24 protein-coding genes and 1 CRISPR repeat array (1 of these 25 cut by a window edge) are annotated in these 24,117 nt (G+C 71.4%); of the genes, 16 read left to right on the top strand and 8 right to left on the bottom strand.

Going from position 1 to position 24,117, the window contains the following annotated elements; translation table 11 throughout:
- Window positions 1-1,621: a CRISPR direct-repeat array (repeat unit 29 nt; unit sequence CGGTCCATCCCCACACCCGTGGGGAACAC); it reaches 4,383 nt to the left of the window's first position.
- Between the two features lie 146 nt (window positions 1,622-1,767).
- The gene (locus tag IC605_RS21185; protein ID WP_216328690.1) at window positions 1,768-3,996 is read right to left on the bottom strand and encodes a phospholipase D-like domain-containing protein; all 2,229 of its coding nucleotides are present in this window, start codon (window positions 3,994-3,996) and stop codon (window positions 1,768-1,770) included.
- A gap of 34 nt (window positions 3,997-4,030) precedes the next feature.
- A complete protein-coding gene (locus IC605_RS21180) occupies window positions 4,031-5,173 on the bottom strand; it encodes an acyl-CoA dehydrogenase family protein (protein WP_216328688.1) in 1,143 nt (380 codons plus the stop codon).
- A gap of 107 nt (window positions 5,174-5,280) precedes the next feature.
- Here IC605_RS21180 and IC605_RS21175 point away from each other — a divergent pair, with 107 nt between their 5' ends.
- Window positions 5,281-5,727: a hypothetical protein gene (locus tag IC605_RS21175; RefSeq protein ID WP_216328687.1), complete on the top strand. Its 447-nt coding sequence runs from the start codon at window positions 5,281-5,283 to the stop codon at window positions 5,725-5,727.
- Window positions 5,728-5,752: 25 nt separating this feature from the next.
- Here IC605_RS21175 and IC605_RS21170 read toward each other — a convergent pair whose 3' ends face one another.
- The gene (locus tag IC605_RS21170) at window positions 5,753-6,268 is read right to left on the bottom strand and encodes a hypothetical protein (RefSeq protein WP_216328685.1); all 516 of its coding nucleotides are present in this window, start codon (window positions 6,266-6,268) and stop codon (window positions 5,753-5,755) included.
- A 223-nt stretch (window positions 6,269-6,491) separates the two neighbouring features.
- Between IC605_RS21170 and IC605_RS21165 the strand changes: the two genes are divergently transcribed.
- The 5 genes from IC605_RS21165 to IC605_RS21145 all read left to right on the top strand — a co-directional run bounded on the left by IC605_RS21165 (window position 6,492) and on the right by IC605_RS21145 (window position 11,865).
- Window positions 6,492-7,499: an MDR family oxidoreductase gene (locus tag IC605_RS21165; RefSeq protein WP_216328683.1), complete on the top strand. Its 1,008-nt coding sequence runs from the start codon at window positions 6,492-6,494 to the stop codon at window positions 7,497-7,499.
- Window positions 7,500-7,569: 70 nt separating this feature from the next.
- Window positions 7,570-8,262: a hypothetical protein gene (locus IC605_RS21160; RefSeq protein WP_216328681.1), complete on the top strand. Its 693-nt coding sequence runs from the start codon at window positions 7,570-7,572 to the stop codon at window positions 8,260-8,262.
- 79 nt (window positions 8,263-8,341) lie between these two features.
- Window positions 8,342-10,675, top strand: a complete 2,334-nt coding sequence (gene recQ, locus IC605_RS21155) for a DNA helicase RecQ (protein ID WP_216328680.1) — start codon at window positions 8,342-8,344, stop codon at window positions 10,673-10,675.
- Window positions 10,676-10,748: 73 nt separating this feature from the next.
- Window positions 10,749-11,195 (top strand): Rrf2 family transcriptional regulator, encoded by a 447-nt coding sequence (locus IC605_RS21150; RefSeq protein ID WP_216328678.1) that lies wholly within the window; start codon window positions 10,749-10,751, stop codon window positions 11,193-11,195.
- 64 nt (window positions 11,196-11,259) lie between these two features.
- Window positions 11,260-11,865, top strand: coding sequence for an NAD(P)-dependent oxidoreductase (locus IC605_RS21145; RefSeq protein ID WP_216328676.1), 606 nt, complete (start codon window positions 11,260-11,262; stop codon window positions 11,863-11,865).
- A gap of 7 nt (window positions 11,866-11,872) precedes the next feature.
- Here IC605_RS21145 and IC605_RS21140 read toward each other — a convergent pair whose 3' ends face one another.
- Window positions 11,873-13,288, bottom strand: a complete 1,416-nt coding sequence (locus tag IC605_RS21140; protein WP_216328673.1) for an MDR family MFS transporter — start codon at window positions 13,286-13,288, stop codon at window positions 11,873-11,875.
- Window positions 13,289-13,439: 151 nt separating this feature from the next.
- Here IC605_RS21140 and map point away from each other — a divergent pair, with 151 nt between their 5' ends.
- The 3 genes from map to IC605_RS24870 all read left to right on the top strand — a co-directional run bounded on the left by map (window position 13,440) and on the right by IC605_RS24870 (window position 14,814).
- Window positions 13,440-14,201, top strand: coding sequence for a type I methionyl aminopeptidase (gene map, locus IC605_RS21135; protein ID WP_216328671.1), 762 nt, complete (start codon window positions 13,440-13,442; stop codon window positions 14,199-14,201).
- Between the two features lie 52 nt (window positions 14,202-14,253).
- A complete protein-coding gene (locus IC605_RS24875; RefSeq protein WP_343216683.1) occupies window positions 14,254-14,532 on the top strand; it encodes an exonuclease domain-containing protein in 279 nt (92 codons plus the stop codon).
- Window positions 14,533-14,640: 108 nt separating this feature from the next.
- Window positions 14,641-14,814 carry a 3'-5' exonuclease family protein gene (locus IC605_RS24870; protein WP_246581134.1) on the top strand — a complete coding sequence of 58 codons (174 nt, stop codon included), beginning with the start codon at window positions 14,641-14,643 and terminating at the stop codon, window positions 14,812-14,814.
- Here IC605_RS24870 and IC605_RS21125 read toward each other — a convergent pair.
- The 3 genes from IC605_RS21125 to IC605_RS21115 are packed head-to-tail and all read right to left on the bottom strand — an operon-like array spanning window position 14,785 to window position 17,250.
- Window positions 14,785-15,489 (bottom strand): phenylalanine--tRNA ligase beta subunit-related protein, encoded by a 705-nt coding sequence (locus IC605_RS21125; RefSeq protein WP_216328669.1) that lies wholly within the window; start codon window positions 15,487-15,489, stop codon window positions 14,785-14,787. The two genes, IC605_RS24870 and IC605_RS21125, sit on opposite strands and share 30 nt — an antisense overlap.
- Before the next feature lie 15 nt (window positions 15,490-15,504).
- Window positions 15,505-16,404 (bottom strand): DMT family transporter, encoded by a 900-nt coding sequence (locus IC605_RS21120; protein WP_216328667.1) that lies wholly within the window; start codon window positions 16,402-16,404, stop codon window positions 15,505-15,507.
- A 33-nt stretch (window positions 16,405-16,437) separates the two neighbouring features.
- Window positions 16,438-17,250 (bottom strand): AraC family transcriptional regulator, encoded by an 813-nt coding sequence (locus IC605_RS21115; RefSeq protein WP_216328664.1) that lies wholly within the window; start codon window positions 17,248-17,250, stop codon window positions 16,438-16,440.
- Between the two features lie 229 nt (window positions 17,251-17,479).
- Between IC605_RS21115 and IC605_RS21110 the strand changes: the two genes are divergently transcribed.
- The 4 genes from IC605_RS21110 to IC605_RS21095 all read left to right on the top strand — a co-directional run bounded on the left by IC605_RS21110 (window position 17,480) and on the right by IC605_RS21095 (window position 21,462).
- A complete protein-coding gene (locus IC605_RS21110) occupies window positions 17,480-18,547 on the top strand; it encodes an ABC transporter ATP-binding protein (RefSeq protein WP_343216682.1) in 1,068 nt (355 codons plus the stop codon).
- 118 nt (window positions 18,548-18,665) lie between these two features.
- On the top strand, window positions 18,666-19,493 hold the full coding sequence (locus IC605_RS21105; RefSeq protein ID WP_216328662.1) for an ABC transporter permease: 828 nt from the start codon (window positions 18,666-18,668) through the stop codon (window positions 19,491-19,493).
- 110 nt (window positions 19,494-19,603) lie between these two features.
- On the top strand, window positions 19,604-20,374 hold the full coding sequence (locus IC605_RS21100) for an ABC transporter permease (RefSeq protein ID WP_216328660.1): 771 nt from the start codon (window positions 19,604-19,606) through the stop codon (window positions 20,372-20,374).
- The gene (locus tag IC605_RS21095; RefSeq protein ID WP_216328658.1) at window positions 20,371-21,462 is read left to right on the top strand and encodes a polyamine ABC transporter substrate-binding protein; all 1,092 of its coding nucleotides are present in this window, start codon (window positions 20,371-20,373) and stop codon (window positions 21,460-21,462) included. Before IC605_RS21100 ends, IC605_RS21095 begins: the two co-directional genes overlap by 4 nt.
- Here the strand turns inward: IC605_RS21095 and IC605_RS21090 are convergent, their stop codons facing one another.
- Entirely contained in the window at window positions 21,463-21,870 is a 408-nt protein-coding gene (locus tag IC605_RS21090; protein WP_216328655.1) for an ACT domain-containing protein, read from the bottom strand.
- A 198-nt stretch (window positions 21,871-22,068) separates the two neighbouring features.
- On the opposite strand from IC605_RS21090, the gene IC605_RS21085 reads away from it, so the two are divergent.
- The 3 genes from IC605_RS21085 (at window position 22,069) to IC605_RS21075 (ending at window position 24,107) form a co-directional block, all read left to right on the top strand.
- Window positions 22,069-22,350, top strand: a complete 282-nt coding sequence (locus IC605_RS21085) for a stage V sporulation protein S (RefSeq protein ID WP_216328653.1) — start codon at window positions 22,069-22,071, stop codon at window positions 22,348-22,350.
- An 86-nt stretch (window positions 22,351-22,436) separates the two neighbouring features.
- Window positions 22,437-23,117, top strand: a complete 681-nt coding sequence (locus tag IC605_RS21080; protein ID WP_216328651.1) for a zinc metallopeptidase — start codon at window positions 22,437-22,439, stop codon at window positions 23,115-23,117.
- Window positions 23,118-23,300: 183 nt separating this feature from the next.
- Entirely contained in the window at window positions 23,301-24,107 is an 807-nt protein-coding gene (locus IC605_RS21075) for a MerR family transcriptional regulator (RefSeq protein ID WP_216328649.1), read from the top strand.
- The last annotated feature ends 10 nt before the right edge of the window (window positions 24,108-24,117 follow it).

Below are 24,117 nucleotides of genomic sequence, written 5' to 3'. Positions count from 1 at the left end.
ACAGGCCGGTCCATCCCCACACCCGTGGGGAACACCGGCACCAGGCGCGCGGCGCGTCCCAGATGGACGGTCCATCCCCACACCCGTGGGGAACACCAGTTCGGCACGCTGGCGGGCGCGCTGCTGGGCGGTCCATCCCCACACCCGTGGGGAACACCACTCCAGCAGGGCGCCCTTCGCGTTGTCCATCGGTCCATCCCCACACCCGTGGGGAACACGTCTCGACCGCTGCCCAGGCGGGGGACGAGCGCGGTCCATCCCCACACCCGTGGGGAACACCAACCCGGGCCGTCAGCCTGACCACCGCCCCGCGGTCCATCCCCACACCCGTGGGGAACACCGCTACCTCCCCGCCCGCGAGGTGGACCCCAACGGTCCATCCCCACACCCGTGGGGAACACGAGGCCCTCGCGGAGCAGGGTGAGGATCATGGCGGTCCATCCCCACACCCGTGGGGAACACCGGCGAAGGTTCAGGAGGGCGGGCTGGGCCTGAGGTCCATCCCCACACCCGTGGGGAACACCGAGTCCAGGCCCGTTGAAGAGGGCGGCGTGGCGGTCCATCCCCACACCCGTGGGGAACACGACGGTCAGGGAGTCCGAGGCGTCGAGGTTCGCGGTCCATCCCCACACCCGTGGGGAACACCCTGCCTGCGCGGCGCGGATCGCCTCAATGAGCGGTCCATCCCCACACCCGTGGGGAACACGCCGTCCTCTCCCACGTCGCTCCCGGTGAGGACGGTCCATCCCCACACCCGTGGGGAACACTCGGTTACGACCCACCGTAAGTTACGGTTCCCCGGTCCATCCCCACACCCGTGGGGAACACTTCATCATCCACGAGACCTCGGAGGCCGCCTGCGGTCCATCCCCACACCCGTGGGGAACACTTTGAGTTGGGGGTCAGGGCCATGAACATGGTCGGTCCATCCCCACACCCGTGGGGAACACCCATCGGGGGCCACTACGCCCGGATGAACGGCAGGTCCATCCCCACACCCGTGGGGAACACCGGTCCACCCGGACGAGGCAGTCACCCCACACCGGTCCATCCCCACACCCGTGGGGAACACACATTAAAGCCCCGATCCTGCAACGGCATGATCGGTCCATCCCCACACCCGTGGGGAACACATGATCTGGCGCCTCCCGTTCCGCTCGGCCACCGGTCCATCCCCACACCCGTGGGGAACACCAGGCGTGTAGTACACGGCGCCGTTGCCCGCGCGGTCCATCCCCACACCCGTGGGGAACACCGCCAGCGCGATGTTCGGGCTCAGGAGGGCCACGGTCCATCCCCACACCCGTGGGGAACACTTGATGCCCGAGCTGCGGTCCATCGCCCGCGACGGTCCATCCCCACACCCGTGGGGAACACTCTTCTCGCGGCAGCAGCAACTCGCCGCCCAACGGTCCATCCCCACACCCGTGGGGAACACATCCCGGAACAGGCAGAGGGTGGGAAGGCCGCCGGTCCATCCCCACACCCGTGGGGAACACCACCTCCCGCTGCCGCTCCAGCTCGCGCTTGACGGTCCATCCCCACACCCGTGGGGAACACAGATCAACGACTGGCGGAAGGAGTACCCGGAACGGTCCATCCCCACACCCGTGGGGAACACACTCTCAAAATACACCGTCTTCTCCGGCACGCCCCCCCACAAGCCCCTCAGCAAGGGTCCGATCCAGCTTACATTTTCATGCGGCGCGGGCACCATGCCCAATCCTTGATTCCCAAAGTTTAGACGCTGGCGGGCCGGGCGCTTCCTCAATTCGCCTGCCCCTCCATCTCCAGCCACCCCGGCAACTCGGCGGGACGGGCTTGCCCCCACAGGAAGGCGAACTCGCGGGCGTACCCCCGCGCGGCCTCCGGCGCGGTGGTGGCGACGGTGTACTCGTTCAGGCCGCGCGGGGTCCACGAGGAGTAGTGCAGGTTCTGGCTGCCCACCGTGAGCATCCGCCCGTCCACCAGCATGGTCTTGGCGTGCAGGCCGCCCCGGAACCAGCGGGCCTGGAGGCGGCCTTCCAGCCCACGCGCCCGCAGCTCGCGGCGCAGGGCGGCGAGGCCCACCCGGTTTTCCAGCCCCAGGAAGCCGTGCTCGTACAGCAGGGCGCGCAGGGTCACGCCCCGTTCGGCGGCGCGGACGAGGGCCCGCATCCACGGCAGGGCGTCACCTGGGGGACACAGCCGGGGGTTGAGCAGGGCGAGGTTGCACCGCACGTTCATGCTGAAGCTGACGTGCATGAGGTCCACGCTCTCCCGCGAGGCGTCCAGCAGCGCGACGAGGGCGTCGTCCGCCATCCCGAAGCCCTCGCGGCGGTAGAGGCTGAAGGCGCGCACGTCCCCGGCGCGGGTCAGCGGGAAACGGGCGGTGCCCTGCGGGTGGGTGGGCTCGCCCGGTCCCCCGCTCCGGCAGGAGGAGCGGACGCTCCGCGCCGTCACGCCCGGCGAGCACTCCAGCACGAGGCTGCGGGTCCACAGGTCGTCGAAGACGTTCAGGCCGTCGCGCGCCACCGGGCCGCGAAAGCGCAGGCCGAGGTCGCGCACGTCGCCGCCGTGGCCCCGCGTCGGCCCCGACGGCAGGTGGACCGGCCCCACGTTGAAGCCCGTCACAGTGAGGTCCGTCCCGTCCGTCACGAGCAGCTTGGCGTGGCTGTGAGGGAAAGTGCCCGCGTAGTTGGCGACCTCCACCCGCCAGCCCACCCGGTCGTCGCGCAGGGGCGCCCCCGCCGCGAGGAGGTCGCGCGTCGCCGCGTACACCTGCGAGCCCCACTCCAGGTTGGCCGCCTGCGGGAAGTTCCCCAGTGCCACCCGCACCGTCACCCCGCCCCGGTAGGCCGCCGGGTCCGCCCTCACCCGCCCGTACAGCCCGGCCACTCCGCGCGCCAGCACCGCGCCCGGCCCCTGCCGGGGGTCGTCCGCCCACTCCATCACCGCGTAGAGCACTTCCCTGCGCGCCCCCGCGATCTGCGCGGCGAGGCCGTCGAAGCCGCCGTGCGGGGTGGGCGGCTGCGCGCTGAAGGCCGGGTCGGGGTTCGGCGTGTGCAGGAAGCCCAGGAAGACGTTCCCGCACGAGAGGTCGGGCCGATTGCCCCGCGTGGTGACCCGCCACACGGCGAGTTCGAGGGAGTCCGTCGGTGCCGCGCAACTCAACCCGGAGGCGGCGGGCACGGCGAGGGGGTCGGCGCGCGCCGGGCGCGTCTGGACGAAGGTCACCGCGCGCTCGCCCAGGCCCCACACCCCCAGCAGCGCGAGCCCGAGGGCCGCGAGCGTGAGCTTGACCTGCCGCTCGTCCGCCGCGTCGTGCCGCGAGCTGTCCGCCGCCGCGTCGATCCCGGCCGCGACGGCGCTGTCCCCCACGACCTGCGAGGTGACCACGAAGACGGCGAGCACCCCCAGGAGCGCCCAGCCGCCCCCCGCGAGCACGTCGGGCACGCCCACCCAGCCCAGCAGCGCCCCGCCGAGCGCCCCCACCCCCCCGAAGCCGACGAGGCCCCCCAGGGCGGGCCGCCACGCCAGCCCCGCCCGCAGGGTGAGCAGCCCGAGCACCGCCCCCGAGATCAATCCGTAGAGCGCGCACAGCACGAGGGCGAGCAGGGCGAGCTGCGAGCCGCCCAGCGCGTCCCCGACCACCCCGCCCCGGTACACCCCCGCCAGCCCCATCAGCCCGCCGACCGGCACGACGAGCAGCCCCGCCGTCGCCCCCGCCGCCACGCCCGCCCGCGCCCGTGCCTGCCCCCGCGTGAGGCCCAGCCGGGCGAGCGGCAGCGCCCGCGCCGACAGCGCCCCCGCCAGCCCGAAACTCAGCACCACGCTCCCCAGCGCGGCGAGGGTGCCGACCACCGCCCGCACGTACGGCTGCCCCGGCGGCACGACCGCCAGCACCACGCTCACGGCCCCGCGCGCCAGCACGAGGGCGAGGAGGAAGCCCGCCACGGCCGAGAACGCCAGCCGCCCCAGGTGGGCGGGCGGGGAGTGGCGGGGCAACAGGCGCATGTGGGGTCTCAGGAGGGGAGGCGGGCCGGAGTCCTCAGCGCCGCGCCTCCACCCCCAGCCGCGCCGCCCCCAGGCTGGCGTAGCTTACCTCGTCCGCCGGGGGGTGGGTCAGCCCGGCGCGGGCGTCGCGCAGCAGCCGCTCCAGTGTCAGGGCAGGCGTCAGGGCCGCGCCCCCCGCCACCCGCACGGCGAGGTCGGTCGCACTGACGGCGGCGTTGGTCGCGTGCGCCTTCGCGGCGGCCAGGCCGGGCACCGCGTCCGCGCCGGGCTGACGGTCCCAGGCCCGGGCCGCCTCCAGCAGGAGGGCGCGGGCGGCCGAGAGGTCGGTGGCGATGCGTCCCACGTTCTCCTGCACCCGGGGCAGGGTGGCGATGGGGGCGCCCAGGGCGGTGGGCACCCTCTGGCGCGCGTAGTCCGTCAGGGCGTGCAGCGCCGCGAAGCCCACCCCCAGGTACGTCGCCGCAATGGCCGTCCAGAACCACGCGCTGGAGGCCGGGTGCGCCGGGCCGGGCGGGGCGAGGTGCTCGCCGGACACGGGCACCCCGTCGAACACCACATCGTGGCTCCCGGTGCCCCGCAGCGCGAGCGAGCCTTCCCAGGTGGCCTCGATCCGCACGCCGGGCGCGTCCATCGGCACGAGGACCCGGGCGACCGTCCCCTCCGGCGTGGCGGCGCTCACGACCGCGAGGCCCAGCGCCCGGGCCCCCGTCGCCCAGGTCTTGCGGCCCGTGAGGAGCCAGCCGCCCGGGCCGTCGGGGGTGACGGCGGTGCGCGGCAGGCCCCCGCGCGAGGGGCTGCCGAGTTCGGGCTCGCTCGCCAGGGCGTTCACGAGCTGGCCCTCCAGGCTCGCCCGCGCGAGGGCCGCCAGCATGGGCTCGGGCAACGTGCCCCCCTGAAAGGCCGAGCCCACCACGTGCGTGTGCATCGCCAGCACGAGCGCGAGCGCCGCGTTCGCCTCCCCGAGCCGCGTCTGCGCCGCCGCGTATTCCTCCAGGCCCGCGCCCAGCCCGCCGCGTTCCCGGGGCAAGGACAGCCGGGTATACCCGCTTCCCCGCAGGGCCGAGGCCGCCCCCGGGGTCACGTCCTGCGCGGCCTCGCACTCCGGGGCGTGCTCGCGGATGGCCCGCACGGCCCGGTCGGTCACGTCCGGCAGGGTGGGAGAGAGGGTCCCGGTCACCCGCGCAGGGTAGCGCCCCGCTCCCTCCCCCGCCTATGGGACCGGGGACAGTTCGGGCCGCCCGCCCCCGCCACATTTCGCACAAAACAGAATATAATCTCCATACTATGTCCAAGGACTCGCGCGACTCCGCCCGCAGCGTCATCCAGGCCCGCTTTCAGGACGCCGTGGACCGTGATGTCAGCGGTCTGGCGGCCCGGTACTGCCAGGAGCAGGACCTCCAGACGCCGGAGGGCTTCCCGGCCGAGCGGCTGTGCATCGGCAGCCACCCGGCGGTGACCCGGCTGGTGTGGCAGGACTTCTCCCCGAGCTGGGAGGAGGTCGTCTACGTCTACGACGGCACGGGCGCCGAGCAGGCCCGCTACCTGAACGCGAAGCTGAGCCTCACCGTCCTCCTCGCCGCCGCCGGGGACGAGCCCACGCCCGAGGTGCAGGCCGCCCTGGGGCGGGCCGAACACGCCCTGTACGCCCTGTGGCTCGCCTGGGCGGGCTACCAGGCCACCACGACGGACGCCCTCGCCTTCGCCGTCACCGAGTTCGAGGACGCGCTGTAACCGCGCCGGCCTCCCCCGGCCCGCCCTACCTTCCGGCCAGCCCGTCGCGGACGTAGCGCCGGTAGATGGTGAGCATGGCGGCCTCCAGCCCCGCTGCGCCCAACCCCCCGAGCGCGACGAGCAGGGCGGCCCCGGACCCCCGGTCGGCGGCGGCGGGCAGGGCCTGGATGACCCACAGCCCGGCGATCAGCGGCCAGAAGCACATGCCGACCGCCGAGACGATCCCCAGGACGAGCGCCACCCCCGCGCCCACGACGTAGAGCGGACACCCCGGCACCTCCAGCAGCGTCCAGTCGGGCGCGGGGTCCTCCTCCGTGGGCCCGGCGGGGAAAGCGACCGGCCACCGCCCGCCCCGGAGGGCCGCCCCATAGCGGCGCAGGAACCACGCGGCCCACAGCAGGGGCCAGAGCACCACGAACAGCCCGCGGGTGACGCCGACCACCAGGAGCAGGAACTTGCGCTGTCCGGTGGGCAGCGAGGCCAGATCGCGCTCCAGGGGCGAGCGGCCCCCCGCCGGAGCCTGAGACGACTGCGCGTTCATCGTGTCCTCCGCTTCGGCCCTGCCCTCCGTGTGGGTTGCGTCCGCGTGGCAGGGCTCCCGGGTCCTCCCAGTGTTCCACAGCGGGCCGCTCCCCGCCAGAGCTTCCCCCACCTTCCGGGGCCGGTGCCCGTACCCCCCCGGTAACGCCGTCCTCTTGCCCCCGCAGGGTAGGCTTGTCCGGCATCCACCCCCCCCGCCCCCACCCCCGAGGAGGTTTGCCCCCATGACCCAGCCCACCCTGCCCGAGACGTTCCGTGCCCTGCGCGCCGTGAGGGACGACGCGGGCTTCCGCGCCGAGTTCCAGACGCTCACGCCCGCCGACCTCCCCGCCGGGGACACGGTGGTGCGGGTCACGCACTCCAGCCTCAACTACAAAGACGGCCTCGCCGTCGCGGGCAGACCCGGCGTCCTGAAGACCTACCCGATGACCCCCGGCATCGACCTCGCCGGGACGGTGGTGAGCGACGAGACGGGCGCCTACCGGCCCGGCGACGCGGTGGTCCTGACGGGCCGGGGTATCGGCGAGCGGCAGGACGGCGGCTATGCCGAGTACGCGCGGGTCCGCTCGGAATGGCTCGTCCCCCTCCCCGACGGCACCACCCCCGGGTGGGCCATGAGCGTCGGCACGGCGGGCTTCACGGCGATGCTGGCGGTGTTGAGCCTGGAGGAACACGGGGTCACGGCGGGGGGCGGTGAGGTCCTCGTGACCGGCGCGGCGGGGGGCGTCGGCAGCACGGCGGTCGCCCTCCTCGCGGCGGCGGGCCACACGGTCACGGCGAGCACCGGGCGGCGCGAGGAGGAAGCCTACCTGCGCTCCCTTGGCGCGGCGAACGTGATCGGCCGCGACGAATTGCCCGCCCCGAAGCGTCCCCTCGAAAAGGAACGCTGGGCGGGCGTGGTGGACAGCGTGGGCGGGGACACGCTGGCGGGCGCGATCGCCAGCACCCGGGCGCACGGCTCGGTCGCGGCGTGCGGGCTGGCGGGGGGGAGTTCGCTGCCGACCACCGTCTTCCCCTTCATCCTGCGCGGGGTGAACCTCCTCGGCATCGACTCGGTGAACTGCCCGCAGGAGCGCCGCCGGGCCGCCTGGACCCGCCTCGCCCGCGACCTGCCCGCCGAGCGGCTCGCGGAGGTGACCCAGGTGCGGCCCCTGGGCGACGTGCCCGCCCTCGCGGAGGAGATTCTGGCGGGCCGGGTGCGCGGGCGCACGGTCGTGGACGTGCGGGGCTGAGCGGGCACCGGAACCTTTGGGAACTCCCGTGCAGACGCGCCCCCCCCCGCCTTCCTAGACTGAGGGACCTATGACCCTCCAGCCGCGCCATGCCCTGCTCGCCAGCGCCGCCCTCGCCCTCACCGCCTGCGGGTCGGCCGGCCTGCCCGCCGCCCCCGACGACCAGCCCCCCGCCACGACGATCCGGGGCACCGTGAGCACCTGGACCGGCCCCGGCACGGTGACCCTCCCCGGCCCCTCGGGCGCCGCGCTCGCCCAGGCGGACGTGGCGGCCGAGGGCACCTTTACCCTGACGCTGCCGGCCGCCCCGGCGCTGGAGGGCCTGACCCGGAGCGTCCCGGCGGCGATCTCCGAGGTGGGCTGCACCGGCACGGTCACGAGCGGCGACCCTTCGGCGCGGGGCTACGCCTTCGGCACCCTGACCGCGCGGGACACGGCGGGGACGCGGGAGGTCCTCGCCGCCGACCTCAGCGTCGCCTACGTGCCCCCCAAGGCGACCCTGCTCGCCCGCGCGTGGCTCTACGCCGACCGGGCCACCCGCCTCACCGGCACCCTGAACTGTGGCGCCCTGATCGGCGCGGCGTCCGCCCCCGTCACGGTGGACGTTTCGGCGCGGGCGGGCTGGAACGTCGTCGGTATCGTCGTGAACGCGAGCTACGGCCTCGGCGGCGTCAGCGCGAGCGGCCGCATGGCCCTCACCACCGACGCGGCGACGACCTGGCTCTCGTCCGGCGAACTCGTCGCCAAGCTGCCCGGGCGCTGACCCACCGTCCGGGGCCCACCCTCTGGGGGTGGGAGTCCACCGATTACGCCGCCAGCGTAACCGCGCTATCCTGCTCCCGATGACCGCCGCCCCCGCCCCCTCCACCGACCAGCGCGCCCTCCAGATTCTGAAAAGCGTCTGGGGCTACGACGCCTTCCGGGGCGTGCAGGCCGACATCGTGCGGACGGTGACGGAGGGGGGCAACGCTCTGGTCCTGATGCCCACGGGCGGCGGCAAGAGCCTGTGCTACCAGGTGCCCTCGCTGCTGCGGCCCGGCGTCGGTCTGGTCGTCTCTCCCCTGATCGCGCTGATGAAAGATCAGGTGGACGCGCTGCGGCAGGTCGGGGTGCGGGCGGCCTTCCTGAACTCCACCCTTCAGGCGGAGGGGGTGCGGGAGGTGGAGGCGGCGCTGGTCGCCGGGGACCTCGACCTGCTGTACGTGGCGCCCGAGCGGCTGCTGCTCGACCGCACCCTCGACCTGCTCGCCCGCTCGCCCGTGGCGCTGTTCGCCATCGACGAGGCGCACTGCGTCTCCCAGTGGGGGCACGACTTCCGGCCCGAGTACGGGCAACTGGGCGTGCTGCCGCAGCGGTTTCCCCATCTTCCCCGGGTGGCCCTCACCGCCACCGCCGACGAGCGGACCCGGGCCGACATCCTGCGGGTGCTCGGCCTGGAGGGCGCTCCCCAGTTCGTCTCCTCCTTCGACCGCCCCAACATCCAGTACCGGGTGGCGAACAAGGAAGGCCCCAAGACACAGCTCCTCGACTTCATCCGCGCCGAGCACGAGGGCGACGCGGGCATCGTGTACTGCCTCTCGCGCAAGTCGGTGGAGGAGACGGCGAAGTGGCTCCAGGCGCAGGGCATTGACGCGCTGCCTTACCACGCGGGCCTTTCCCCGCGGGAGCGCAACCTCGCGCAAGACCGCTTCCTGAACGAGGAGGGGCTGATCGTGGTCGCCACCGTCGCCTTCGGCATGGGGATCGACAAGCCGAACGTGCGCTTCGTGGCCCACCTCGACCTGCCCAAGAGCATGGAGGGCTACTACCAGGAGACGGGCCGCGCCGGGCGCGACGGGCTGCCGAGCACCGCCTGGATGGTCTACGGCCTGACCGACGTGGTGAACGTCAGGCGGATGCTCGATCAGAGCCTCGCGCCGCCCGAGGTCAAGCGGGTGGAGGCCGCCAAGCTCGACGCCCTGCTGACCTATTGCGAGGCCGCGACCTGCCGCCGCCAGGTGCTCCTGTCGTACTTCGGGGAGACGCTGGAGGCCCCGTGCGGCAACTGCGACGTGTGCCTCAACCCGCCCCGCGTGCGCGACGCCACCCGCGAGGCGCAGATGGCCCTCTCGGCGGCGGTGCGGACCGGGAACCGCTTCGGCTCGGCGCATTTGACGGACGTGCTGCTGGGCCGCGACACCGAGAAGGTCCGCGCGATGGGCCACCACACCCTGCCCACCTTCGGCGTGGGGCGCGAACACGACGAGAAGACGTGGCGCGGCCTGTTGCGGCAGCTCGTCAGCCTCGGCTACCTCACGGCGGGCGAGCACCACGGGTTGAGTACGACGCCGAAGTCCCGGGCACTTTTGAGGGGTGAGGCGACTCTCCAGCTCCGCGAGGAGACGCTGGTTCCCAAGCCCGCCCGGCGCGAACGCGACCGCTCCGCCCGCAAGGGAGGCGCCCCGGTAGACGCCCAGGACCGCCCCCTCTTCGAGGCCCTGCGCGAGTGGCGGCTCACCAGGGCGCGCGAGCAGGGCGTGCCCCCCTACGTCATCTTCGCCGACTCGACCCTGAAGACCATCGCCGAACTGCGCCCGGGCAGCCTGAATACCCTGGGCAGCGTGAGCGGTGTCGGTGCCCGTAAGCTGGAAGCCTACGGGGCGGAGGTGTTGGAGGTGGTGCGGGGGCAGTCGGGGGGCCGTCAGCCCTCAGCGGTCAGCCGCCAGCAGACGGGCGCCGAGCGGGGGACGGTGGACAATTCGGCGGTCCTCGGCGTCCTGCGGGGGAGCCTTCAGGTCAGCCCCTCGCCCAGAACGTCCCGCCCGGAGCGGGAGGTCCGCCCCACCGCGCTCTTCTCTCCGTCCGTCACGAACGACACACGCCCGGCAGCCCGTCCCCAGCCCGAACCTCGACCGGCTCCGCTCCTAGCCCCCACTCCACAAGCCACAAGCGACACGCCACCCGCCTCCCCCAACCCCGAGGTCGCCGAGACCCTGCGCGAGCTGCGCCGCGAACTCAGCCGCGAGACGGGCCACAGCGCCTTCGTGATCTTCCCGAATGCGACCCTGGAGGCCATCGCCGCGAGGCAACCCCGCACCGTGGAGGACCTGCGCGGTCTGCCCGGCCTGGGCGAGAAGCGCATCGAGGCGTACGGCGAGCGCATCGTGGACGCGGTGCTCACGGCGCTGGACGGGTAGGGGCCAGGTCCGAACGGGGGGCGCTTGACGGCCGCGATGGTTGTAAGTACCCTGATTACAGGTTGGTGACGAGATGACGACGGTGGGCGCTCCCACGGGCAAACTCAGCACGCGCACGGCGATGGCCGTCCACCTCCTCACGCTGGTGGGGGCGAATCCCGACGTGGCGCCTTCGAGCGAGTGGCTGGCGGGCAGCCTGGGGGTTCACCCGGTCGTGGTGCGGCAGGTTACGTCCCGCCTGCGTGCTGCCGGGCTGGTCGAGACGCGCCGGGGCAAGGCGGGGCTGCGGCTGACCCGCCCCACCTCCGACATCACGCTGCTCGACGTGTACCGCGCCGCCGAGGACGGGGACGCCCTGCTCGGCCTGCACGCCCGCCCCAACCCGTCCTGCCCGGTCGGCTCGGGCATCCAGGCCGCCCTGGAGGACGTGTTCGAGGACGTCCAGGCCGCCTTCGAGCGGTCCCTCGCCGCCCGCACGGTCGCGGACGTGACGGCCCGGGTGCTCTCCCGCGCCGGGTGAGCGTCGTTCTCTCGTCCCCAACCTGTAAGCCCTTCGTCTACACGTCTCTCTTGGAGGTCCACCCATGAATATCCTGCTGATCGGCGGCACCGGCATGGTCGGTTCCCGCATCCTGGCCGAGGCGCAGTCGCGCGGCCACCACGTCACCTCCGCCTCCCGACACGGGGAGACGCGCCTGGACGCGAACGACACCCAGGCCCTGCGCGCGGCCCTCGCGGGTCAGGACGCCCTCGTCGTCGCGCTGGGGCCCAGCCGCACCGACCCGGAGGCGCCGAAACTCGTGGACACGTACCGGAGCATCCTGGGCGCGGTGCGGGGCACGGGCGTCCGCGTCCTGTTCGTCGGTGGGGCGGGCAGCCTCTTCGCCGCGCCCGGCGTCCGGCTGGTGGACACGCCCGGCTTTCCCGACGCCTACAAGCCCGAGGCGCTGCAAGCTGCCGACGCTCTCGACCTCCTGCGCGGGGTGGACGACGTGAACTGGACGTACTTCAGCCCCGCCATCGTCATCGCGCCCGGCGAGCGGACGGGGCGCTACCGCCTGGGCCTCGACGAACCTGTCTTCAACGACGCCGGAGAAAGCCACATCAGCGCCGAGGACTACGCCGTCGCCCTGCTCGACGAACTCGAAACGCCCCGCCACGAGCGGCAACGGTTCACCGCCGGGTCCTGATCCTTCCTCAGTCCGACGACACCTCCGGCTGCGGCTGAGGCGCGCCCTCGCCCGCCTTCCGGACCCCGGTCCTGGGCAGCGTCAGGCTCAGCACGAGTCCGACGGCGACCAGCCCCAGCGCGAGGAGGTACGCCCGCCCCAGCCCCTCGGCGAGCGCCACACCCCCGGACTTGATCGCGGCGGGGCCGATCAGCAGGGCCATCACCGCCACGCCCAGCGCGCCGCCCATCTGCCGGGCGAAGAGCACCCCGCTCGTCACGGCGCCCAGTTCGCCCCGGGTGGCCCGTTCCTGCGCGGAGAGGAGCAGGCTGAGCATCGCGAAGCCCATCCCCACCCCGACCACGAAGCCCAGCGCGGACGTGACCCACAGCGGCGAGTGGACCGCGAAGGTCAGCGCCGCGAACATCACCGTCAATACCGCGAAGCCCAGTTGCGAGAGCCGGGCGAGGGGCACGCGCGTGAGCAGCCGCGCGCTGAGCATCGCGCTCAGGGTCCACCCGACGAGCATGGGCGTGAGGATCGCCCCCGCCCCGGTCGCCCCGCCCCCACCGACCCCCTGCGCGTACAGCGGCAGGTAGGCGATGACGCCGAAGTAGGCCCCACCCCCGAGCGCGTTGCCCGCGAAGGCCACCCGCGGCACCCGCTCCCGCAGCGACCGCATCGGCAGGAGGGGATCGGGGTGACGCCGCTCCAGCCCCACGGCGGCGACCAGGATCAGCAGGCCCAGCCCGACCATCGCCCACAGCCGCCCCTCCAGGCCCCAGACGAGCAGCCCGCTCCCCAGCGTGAAGAGCGCCGCTCCCGTCCAGTCGAGCCGGGCGGGGCGCGGCGTGGCCGTCTCGCGCAGATGCCGCCACGCGATCAGGAGGGCCGCGACCCCGAAGGGCAGCGAGGCGTAGAAGGTCCAGCGCCACGAGAGCGTGTCGGTCAGCCACCCGCCGAGCAGCGGCCCGACGAGCCCCGAGACGCCCCATACGCCGCTGATGAAGGCCTGCACCCGCCCGCGCTCGGCGAGCGAGTACGTCTCCCCGATGATGGTTAGGGTGAGGGGCAGCACCGCCCCCGCCCCGAGTCCCTGAAGCGCCCGCGCCGCCACCAGCCACTCCATGTTCTGCGCGAGGCCGCACAGGGCGCTTCCGAGCAGGAAGATCACCACGCCCGCGAGGTACAGCCGCCGCCTCCCCACCACGTCCGACGCGCGGCCCCACAGCGGGCTGCTCACCGTGCTCGTCAGGAGGTAGACCGCGAAGGGCAGGGCGTACATCCGCTGCCCGCCGAGGTCGGCGATCACGCTGGGCATCGCCGCCGCGACCACGCTCGCCTCCAGCGCGGCGAGGAAGACGCCGAGGACGAGGCCGGTCGTGGCGAGCTGCCGCGCCCGCCGCTGGGCTGGAGAAAGGACCGGGGGAGTCGGAGCCGTCATGGCAGGCAGGCTAACGTGCGGCCCGGGGGCTCCCGTGTCGGCGGTCTTAAGCTGCCGGTCGGGAAGGGCCTGCCGTTCGCCTGGCAGGGACGGGGCGGCCCGTGGAAGGGCTCCCCTTTCGCCCGCGGGCCCCGTGCTAGCCTTTTTCCTCATGAGCCGCGTCGCCCTCAAGTCCGCCCGCGAGATCGAAGCCATGCGCCGCGCGGGGGCGCTCGTGGCCGAGACCTTCCGCCTCCTCGACCCCTTCGTCAAGCCCGGCGTCACCCTCGCCGAACTCGACCGTATCGCCGAAGAACATATCCGCCAGGCCGGTGCCGTCCCCGCCTACCTGGGCTATGGCCCGCGCACCAACCCCTTTCCCGCCACGATCTGCGCCTCCGTCAACGAGGTCATCTGCCATGGCATCCCCGGCAGCCGGGAACTCAGGGAAGGCGACATCATCGGCGTGGACATCGGCGTCCTGCTCGGCGGCGTGTACGGTGACGCCTGCTACACGTACACGGTGGGCAAGGTCTCGCCCGAGGTGCAGGGGCTGGTCGAGACCACCCGCCAGTGCCTCTCGGCGGCGCTGGAGGTCGTCCGGCCCGGCAACCGCACGGGTGACATCGGCCACGCGATCCAAACGCTGGCCGAGTCGCGCGGCTACGGGGTGGTCAAGGAGTACACCGGACACGGCATCGGCAGGCGGCTGCACGAGGAACCCACCATCTACCACTGGGGGGCGAGGTACACCGGCCTCAAGCTCCAGCCCGGCATGGTCTTCACCGTCGAGCCCATGATCAACCTCGGCACGCCCGACACCCGCCTGCTCCCCGACGGCTGGACGGTCATCACCGCCGACAAGTTGCCCAGCGCTCAGTTCGAGCACACGGTCGTGGTGACGCAGAAAGGGCACGAGATTCTGACGCTGTGAGGTCGGCTGTTTGACGGATGTCGCGGGGAAGCCCGGACGGTAGCTTGCCTCCGTGGAAAATTTTGGCCGCTACCTGAACGTCATCGACGTGGAGGCGACCTGCTGGGAGGGTGCGCCGCCGCCCGGTCAGGTGAACGAGATCATCGAGGTCGGGCTGTGCGTCGTGGACACGGTGACCCGGCAGCGGGTCGGGCGCCACCGCCTCCTCGTCCGGCCCGAACGTTCGGAGGTCAGCGAGTTCTGCACACGGCTCACCGGATGGACCCCCGAGGATGTGCGGGACGGGCTCTCTTTCGCCGAAGCCTGCCGCGTCCTCGAAGGGGAACACTAGGCGGGCTCGCGTCCCTGGACCAGTTGGGGCGACTACGACCGCAAGCAGTTCGAGCGCCAGTGCCGCGCCTCGGGCGTCCCGTACCCCTTCAGCGCCCGCCATACCAACGTGAAGACCGAGTTCTCCCGCACGAACGGCCTTCCCAAACGGCTCGGAATGGCCGAGGCCCTCGAATACGCGGACCTGCCCCTCGAAGGCCGCCACCACCAGGGAGAAGATGACGCCTGGAATATCGGCGCGCTCGTCCTGGGCCTACTGGAGCGCGGGGCCTGGCCGGGGTGAGGCGTAGACATCGACCAGCTCCACCCCGGCGTGCGGCGCGAAGAGCAGGACGTTCTCGCGGATGGCGTCGAGTTGCCGCCAAATCGTTGCTTCGGGAACGCCTGCCGGAGCGTAGGTCACGTACAGGGCGCGGCGGGTCCCCGGGGAAACGGGCGTCCGCGCGTCCTGCCCGGAGAGGATGGTGCAGACCACCCCCCTGCCGTCGCCCATCATCATGTCCCCCGGTTTGAGGGACCGGACCTTCCCGCTCATCTGGGTGAACGCCTTGCCGCCCCGCGTGGCGTCGATGGTCACGGGCGCCTCCAGCCGGTCCGCGTCGTGGCTGGCGGTCAGGACGAGCGTTTCCAGCTCGGCGACGAAGCTCGCGTCCACGAGGGGGCTGACGGTGGGCAGCGCCTTCCCCCTGTGGACCACCGACTCCAGTTGAAGCTGGACGTGGTAGGTCTGGTCGAACTTCCGGTAGTAGTCCCGGTAGGCTTTCAAAACCTCCAACTCCAGCAATTCCGCCCGCGAGAGGCCCCCGAACTGTTCACGCAGCCGCGCCTCGACCTCCCTCTTGCGCCGGTCGAGGGCAGGCGCGGGGGCGGAATTGTCCACCCCGCCGATCAGCAGGACGCCGACGTGCGCCCCGGGAAAGGTGGTGTGCCAGCGGTCAGTGACCTCAATCTCCAGCATCCTTGACTCCCTCCCTCACCTGCGCGCGAAGACCAGGGTGGCGCAGAGGACGCAGCCCAGCCCCAGCCCGTGCCAGGCGGTCAGCGGTTCATTCAAAATCAGGGCCGAGCAGGCCACGGCACTCACGGGCAGCCAGCCGGTGAAGACCGCCGCCGTGCCCGCCCCCACCCGCCGCACGCCCGCGAACCACAGCAGGTACGCCAGGACGGTCGCACCCAGGGCGTAGTACACGAGGGCCGACACTTCCGTGAGGCTCAGGGTGGAGAAGTCGAACGCCACCGCCTGCGGAACGGCCAGGGGAAGGAACATCCCCAGGGCGAGCAGGGTGACGAGGGTGGTCGCCGTGAGCGGGCTCAGCCGGGCCACCGAGAGCCTGCTCAGGACGTTCCAGAGGGCTTCCCCCACCACCGCGCCGAGGACGAGCAGGTTCCCGAGCACCGGACGGCTGCCCACACCGCCCGACGCGCCCGGCACCGTCAGCACGAGGACGCCCAGGACGGTGAGGAGCACGCCGAGCACCCCACGCGGACCCAGCCGCTCACGCAGCACGAGCCACGCGAGCAGCGCGGTCACGGCGGGCGTGGCGCTCGTCAGGATGCCCGCCGAGGCGGCGGAGGTGAGGGGCAGGCCGTAGAACAGGAACACCCGGAACAGCACGACGCCGCACAGGGCTTGCAGCGCGAGCGGACGCCAGGCTTCACGCGGCACCCGCAGCCCGCCCTCCAGCCGCCACGTCAGCCCGAGCAGCACCGCCGAGGCGAGCAGCAGGATCAGGGCGTTGGCGAGGAAGGCGGGCAGGGCCGCCGCCACCACCTTGCTGAAGACGACGGAACTGCCCGCGAGCAGCATGGCGAAGGTGAGTTGCAGCCGGGCGAGGACGGGCGGATTCACCGCAAAGGGGGTGGAGCGCAGCACGGGGAAACGCTAGGTCGGCGCCTCCTGCCGGGTCTAGAACGTTCTTGACGCCCCCCGGCGGTACCCGTCGGGCGTGACGCCGAAGGTGCGCCGGAAGTGCCTGCCGAGGTGGCTCTGGTCGGCGAAACCCGTGTGGAGAGCGGCCTGCGCGGGCGTCTCACCCTCCCGCAACAGACGACGGGCGTGCCGCAACCGCACCTGGAGCTGGTAGGCGTGCGGCGGCAGCCCGTAGGCCCGGCGAAAGGCGCGCAGCAGGGTGAAGGCGTTCAGCCCCGCGAGCCGCGCGAGTTCGTCCAGGGTGACGTTGCGCGCGTACTCGTCCTCCAGCACGGCCCGGACGCGGCCCAGCGCGGTGTGTTCCCGCCCGGGGTTGGGAGGGTTCGGAGAACGCTGGGCATGGCGGGTGATCAGGCTCCCCAGCGCGCCGTGCAGCAGCGATTCCCGCGCCAGGCTGGAGGCGGGCTCCTCGAAGGCCCGGTGCGCGGTGACGAGGGCGTGGGCGAGGGGCGCATCGTCGATCACGACGGGCAGCCGGGGCAGGAATGGGCGGCGCTCGCCGAGTTCGGCCAGGACGCCCTCAAGGAGCGCCGCGTCCGGGTGCAGGTTGCGGTAGGTCCAGCCGTCCTCGCCCGCCGCGTGCCCGGTGTGCACCTCGTCCGGGTGGATCACGCCGATCATTCCCGGGTGCAGGGTGTGCATTCCGCCCCGACACGCGAAGGCCATCGCCCCGTGCCCCAGCAGGCCGATGCTGTACGTCTCGTGCGTGTGCCGGGAGAAGGCGTGGGTGGTGAAGGTGCCGTGCAGCAGGTCGAGCCCGCCGCACTCCGGTGCCCGCCAGCTCCGCACGGGAACCGACTTCAGACTTGCCCACCCCACATGGGGACAGCATGGCACGGGCGGGATCAGTCGGGGGAAATGCCCTGATCTCGTCGAGACCGGCACGCCACACCCCCGTCCCCTTCCCCTACAATTCCCCCTGTATGTCTATGCAGAGGGCCCGCCCATAACCGGGGTCGTTTTCAAAGGCAAGCGCACGCGCGAGCTTTCCGCCGACGCCGCCGTCAGCGTCGTGGACGTGTTCAAGAGCTTTCGCGGGCCGTCGGGCGGCGAGACGCGCGTGCTGGACGACATCGACCTCGACATCCGAAGGGGCGAGTTCTTCAGCCTGCTCGGTCCCTCGGGCTGCGGCAAGACCACGCTGTTGCGCATCCTGGCGGGCTTCGAGGACGCCGACGCGGGGGCCGTCCTGATCGGCGGGCGGGACATGACGGGCGTGCCGCCGCACCGCCGTCCGGTCAACACCGTGTTTCAGAGCTATGCGCTCTTCCCGCATATGACCGTGTTCGACAACGTGGCCTTCGGACTGCGGCAAAAGCGTGTCCCTCCCGCCCAGGTACGCGAGCGGGTGGGCCGCGCGCTGGAGACCGTCCGCATCGCTGAATTCGCCCCCCGCCGCCCCGACCAGCTTTCCGGCGGGCAGCGGCAACGGGTGGCCCTCGCCCGCGCCATCGTGAACGAGCCGGAGGTTCTTCTGCTTGACGAGCCGCTCTCGGCCCTCGACCTCAAGCTGCGCAAGGAACTTCAGGTCGAACTCTCCAACCTTCAGGAAACGCTGGGCATCACCTTCGTCTTCGTCACCCACGACCAGGAGGAGGCGCTGGTGATGAGCGACCGCATCGCCGTCATGAACCGGGGCCGCATTGAGCAACTGGGCCGCGCCGAGGAGTTGTACGAGCGCCCCCGCACCGCCTTCGTGGCGAACTTCCTGGGCCAGAGCAACCTCATCCCCGGCACGGTGCGCGAGGCTGGACCGGGCGGCGCCGTCGTCCAGACGCCCCACGGCCCCCTGCGGACGCGTTACGGCGCGGGTATCCCCGTCGGGCGCGAGGTCACCCTCAGCATCCGCCCCGAGAAGCTGCGGATGGAGCGCGACGATGAAACCGAGGGCAACGAAATACGCGCCCGCGTGGACGACATCGTGTACACCGGGGCCGAGAATCAGTACCTGCTGGAGGCCAACGGCCAGCGCCTCGTCGTCTTCCAGCTCAACGCCGACATCGGCGCGGACGAGGACTTCGACTATGAGGAAGAGGTCGCGCTGTACTTGCCGCCGGAGAACCTGGTGATCCTGGAGGAAGGGTGAGGGCGCGGGTGGCGCATGGCGGGTGGCCTGTAGAAGGAAAGCCTTGCGCCCTTACATGTCCTCCTCGCTCCGCTCCACAAGCCACAAGCGACACGCCATACGCGCCCGAAGGGCCCCCATGCTGACCCTCCGCCGCTTCCTCGCCACCCTCGGGCCCGGCACGCTCTGGCTCGTCGCCTTTCTCGTCGTGCCGCTGCTCGTCATGCTGGGGTACTCGCTGCTGACCCGCACGGACCTCGCGCAGGTGGGGCCGCCGTGGACGCTGGAGAATTGGGGTCGCGTCTTCGGGTACGACGCCCTCTTTCAGGAGTGGGTGACGGACAACCTGCGGGTGCTGGGCCGTAGCCTGTGGATCGCGGGGGCAAGCACCCTGCTCTGCGTCCTGATGGGCTACCCCCTCGCCTTCTACATCGCCCGGCAGGACGCGCGACGCAAGAATCTGTTGCTGCTCTTGCTGATCATCCCCTTCTGGACGAACTTCCTGATCCGGGTCTATGCCTGGATTCTGATTCTGCGGCCCTTCGACCTCGTGCCGAGTCTCACCGCCACCTTTCTGGGGATGGTCTACGCCTTCCTGCCCTTCTTCGTGCTGCCCGTGTACGCCAGCGCCGAGAAGGTGGACTGGCGACTCCTGGAGGCGGCGCAGGACCTCGGGGCAAGCCCGGTACGCGCCTTTTTCGCCGCCGTGTTCCCGCAGACGCTCCCCGGCCTCGTCGCGGGGCTGCTGCTGACCTTCATCCCCGCGCTGGGCACCTTTGTCGTCAGCGACATTCTCGGCGGGGCGAAGACGGCCCTGATCGGCAACCTCATCCAGAACCAGTTCGGGCAGGCGGGCGACTGGCCCTACGGCTCGGCGCTGAGCTTCCTGCTGATGGGCGTGGTGCTCCTCGGGCTGTGGCTCTACGCGCGGACGGCGGGTCAGAAGGGGTTGGAGGAGTTGGTGTGACTCAGCGAGTGGACCTGCAACGCGCAGAAGACACGGAACAGCGGGCGGGAGGCGTATCGGCCCCGACGCCCCGCAGGCGCACTCACCCCCTCCTTTCCGCCTGGGCCTGGATGGTCTTCGCCTTCCTCTACCTGCCCATCCTCGTCCTGATCGTCTTTTCCTTCAACGACTCTCGCTTCGGGGCGACGTGGGAGGGCTTTACCCTGCGGTGGTACGGGGTGCTCGCCGCCCGGTCGGACGTGCGGGAGGCGCTGGGGAACACGCTCCTCGTCGCCCTGAGCAGCACGGTCATCAGCACGGTCCTGGGCACCCTCGTCGGCCTGGGGCTGTGGCGCTACTCCTTCCGCTTCCGCACAGGGCTCACCTTCCTGCTCGTGCTGCCCATCGTGATCCCCGACGTGGTGATGGGCGTCAGCCTGCTGATGTTCTACGCGCTCGTCCGCAGCGGCCTCGAACTCACCGGCTGGACCTTCGACAACGGCTTCTGGACGGTGATGCTCGCGCACGTCACCTTCCAGATCAGCTACGTCGCCCTGACCGTCCGCTCGCGCCTCGCCGGGTACGGCCCGGAGCTGGAGGAGGCGGCGCGCGACCTGGGGGCGAACGGCGTGCAGTCCTTCCTGCGGGTGATTCTGCCCCTCGCGCTGCCGGGGGTACTGGCCGGGGCCCTCCTCGCCTTCACCCTCAGCCTGGACGACTTCGTGGTCACCTACTTCACGAGCGGCTCGGGCTTCCGCACCCTGCCCGTCGTGATCTACACGTCGGTGCGGCGCGGCGTGACGCCCGACATCAACGCGCTGAGTACCCTGCTCGTGCTGTTCACGGTGGTCGCCATCCTCGTCGGGAACGCGATTCTGAGGCCGCGCCGGGGGCGAGCATGAAGAGGGCGCTCCTCCTCATTGCTGCTCTCCTCTGTCTGACGGCCTGTCGCCGCGTCGAACCGGAGGACACGGGCGCCACTTCCACCCCGACCGCCCGGAACGACGGCCGTACCCTGCGCATCTTCATGTGGTCGGACTACATCGACCCCGAGGTGGTGGAGGACTTCGAGCGGCACGAGGGCGTGCGGGTGGTCATCGACACCTTCGAGAGCAACGAGGCCATGCTCGCCAAGCTGCAAGGGGGCGGGGCCGCCTACGACCTCGCCACGCCGAGCAACTACGTGGTGCAGACGATGGTGCGGGCTGGATTGCTTCAACCTATGCGGAAGGAGTTGCTGGGGAACTTCGGCAACATCGCCGCCGGGTTCCTCAACCCCAACTTCGACCCCGGCAACACGTACACCGTGCCCTACCAGTACGCGGCGACCGGCCTCGCCTTCAACGCGAAACGCTACACGCCCCCGCAGGAAAGCTGGAGCCTGATCTTCGGCCCCACGGACACGGTGCGTTTCGCCCTCCTCGACGACCCCCGCGAGGTGATCGGGGCGGCCCTCAAGTCCCTGGGCTACTCGGTCAACAGCTCCGAAGTCGAGGAACTGCGCGCCGCCCGCGACCTCCTGCGCCGCACCGTCGCCAAACGCGGCTTCGAGTCCTTCAGCGGCGGCCCCGAGATACGCAACAAGCTGCTCGCGGGGAGCATCGATCTCGGCCAGATTTACGTGGGTGACCTGTTGCAAGGCGCCGCCGAGGACCCCAACCTCAAGGTCTTTCTGCCGCGCGAGGGCACCACGATCAGCACCGACACCCTCGTCCTGTTGCGGAGCAGCCCCAATCCGGCCCTCGCCCGCCGCTTCGTGGATTTCGTCCTCGACCCCGAGGTCAGCGCGGCGATCAGCAACTACACCTACTACGGCAACCCGAACGCGAAGGCTCAGCCCCTGCTCGACCCCTTCTTGCGGTCGCAACGGGCGTTCAACCCCACCGCCGAGGACTTCTCCTCGGGCCGGGTGGAGTTCATCAACGAACTGCCGCGCGGCACCACGACCCGGCTCTACGACCGCATCTGGACGGAACTCAAGGCGCGGTAGTCAGCCCTCCCCGACCCTGTGCCCCGCCGCCCGCAGCGCCGAGACGGCCTCGGCCAGCCGCTCTCGCTTGACCAGCACATAGTCGGTGTCGAAGGTGGACAGGGTGAAGATGCCCACGCCCGCGTCCCTCAAGGGGTTCAGCACCGCCGCGAGAATCCCGGTGAGGTGGAAGGGGAAGGGGCCGTGGAGCCGCAAGGCCACCCAACCGGCCTCCACGCGCAGGCCAGCGGGGGGCGGGCTCGGCACGTTCCCCGCCGCCGTCACCACGCTGATCTCGCCCGGCGCCCCCACCACCGCCCAGAGGTCCCCGGAGGTGGCCCAGCCCGGCAGGGGAGACCCGGGAGGAAGCTGTGACACCACGACTTCCCCGTCCAGAATCGAGAGCATGAGCTGCGCTGGGTCGGTCATGGGTCTATCCTGCTCCTTCCTGTCTGGAACGGCGCTGGGTGACCTCCCGTTGCTGTCCCCGGCAACAGCCCAGCCCCCCACCCGCCGATGCCCCCGACGGGGGGACCCCCCTAACTGACGGGCTGGGAATTGATGGGCCCTTAAAATGAGAGTACATTTAGAACCATTAATAGTCTGACCCTGGAGGCAACCCAACCCGTGGAAACCCTGCGCGTGTCCGGTAAATCCCGGCCCAATGCGGTCGCCGGGGCGGTGGCGGCCCTGCTGCGTTCGCAGGGCCGGGTGGAACTCCAGGCCATCGGACCCGCCGCCGTGAATCAGGCGGTCAAGGCGCTGGCGATTGCGCGCGGCTACCTCGTCGGCGACGGCCTCGACCTCACCGCGCAGCCCGCCTTCGTCAAGCTCGACCTGGCCGAGGAGGAGCGGACCGCCGTGACCTTCACCGTCTTGGCCCTGCGGCGACAGGACACGGCGGGCTGAGGCCTCCCCAGCTCAATCCCCTTGATCTCACCCTCACGAAACTTGAGTGGCGGACGCTAAGATGCGGGTCAGGAGGAAGACCAGCTATGATCTTCGGCCCGTACACACTACTGATCATCGTCATTTTCGTCGCCTCGCTGCTGATCCAGGGGTACCTCAGCCGGACCTACGGCCAGTGGGGGCGCGTGCGCAACACGCACAACATGACCGGCGCGCAGGTGGCCCGCCTGATGCTCGACGAGAACGGCCTTTCACACGTGCCCGTCAACGTGGTCCCCGGCAACCTGACCGATCACTACGACCCCATGCGCAAGACGGTGAACCTCTCGGAGGCCAATTACCACGTCCCCAGCGTCTCGGCCCTGGCGGTCGCCGCCCACGAGGTCGGGCACGCCGTTCAGGACAAGGTGCGGATGCCCGCCCTGGTGCTGCGCGGGCGCCTCGCCGTGCCGCTGAGCCTGGGCATGAACCTCGCGCCGCTGCTGCTGCTCGCGGGCGTCTTCTTGCAACTCACCGGCCTGCTGTGGCTCGGGGTGATCCTCTTCGCGGGGGCGCTGCTCTTCCACCTGGTCACCCTGCCCGTCGAGTTTGACGCCAGCCGCCGGGCGCTCGCCTACCTGAACGGGCGCGGCATCGTCGCCGGGCGCGAGAGCCAGGGCGCGAAGGCCGTGCTGACCGCCGCCGCCCTGACCTACGTCGCGGGCTTCGCGATGGCGCTCGCGCAGCTCCTGAACGTGCTGGGGATCGCGCGCAGCCAGAGCGACTGAGGGCTTTCAGCCGTCAGCGATCAGCGCTCAGCAAGAACAGACGCCTCGGCATGGAACTGGGGCGTCTGTTCTCGTGTTGGTGACCGGGCACGGTACGCCGAGTTCCCCTGGCAGGCTCTCGTCCCCCCACGGTCGAGTGGGGACTTGACTCTCCCGTCGCTGGAACGCTTAGCGTGCCTGAAGATGCGAGGTCGCCTAATCATCTCCCGCTTCGCCGTCCTGACCGGCCTGTCCCCGAAAACCCTGCGGTACTACGACGAGATCGGCCTGTTGTGCCCCGAGTCCGTCGACGAATCCACGGGCTACCGGTCCTACGGCGTCGCCCAGATCGAGCGAGCCGTCCGGATCCGCCGTTGGCGTGAACTGGGGCTGCCCATCGACGACATCCGGCTGATCCTCGACCGTCCCGACCATGCGAGGGAGGTGTTGCTTCGTCACGAACAACGGCTGAGCGCCGAAATCGACGACCGACAGCGGTCGCTGCTGCACCTGCGCACCCTGCTTCAGGAGGCCCCTATGGACTACCGCGTCGAGCACCTGCCCGCCCGCCAGACCCTGAGCATCCGCACACGTCTCCAGCCACCCCATTACGAGGTCATTCCCGAAGCGCTGCGTGAACTGACGATGTACATGAAGGCCCGGGGCTACCAGAGTGACGCCCCGAGCTTCTTCGTGCATGACAACGACGACCGTGGCGAAGGCAGTCTCGTCGAGGTCTGTCTGCCCGTTGCGGGGAGAGCGGAGCCTCACGGGCGCATTGAGGTCAGGACATTCGGGGGGGGCAGGGCCTTCGTCGGGCGTTTCGTGGGACCCTACGACCAGACGGGGGCCGCGTACTCCGCCGTGGTGGAGGAAGCCCTCCGGCGGGGGCTGAGCATCACCGGTGTGACCGCCGAGTTCTACGTGAAGAGCGTTCCGGATACCCCGAATCCAGAGGCTTACGAGACGGACATCGCCTTCTTTCTGGAAGAGGGTGAAGTGAGGTCCTGATGGCCCCCGG

The sequence above is a fragment of the Deinococcus aestuarii genome (assembly GCF_018863415.1).
Classification (GTDB): domain Bacteria; phylum Deinococcota; class Deinococci; order Deinococcales; family Deinococcaceae; genus Deinococcus; species Deinococcus aestuarii.
Note: the sequence above shows the minus strand (reverse complement) of the source record. Positions and strands in the feature narration are given on the sequence as shown.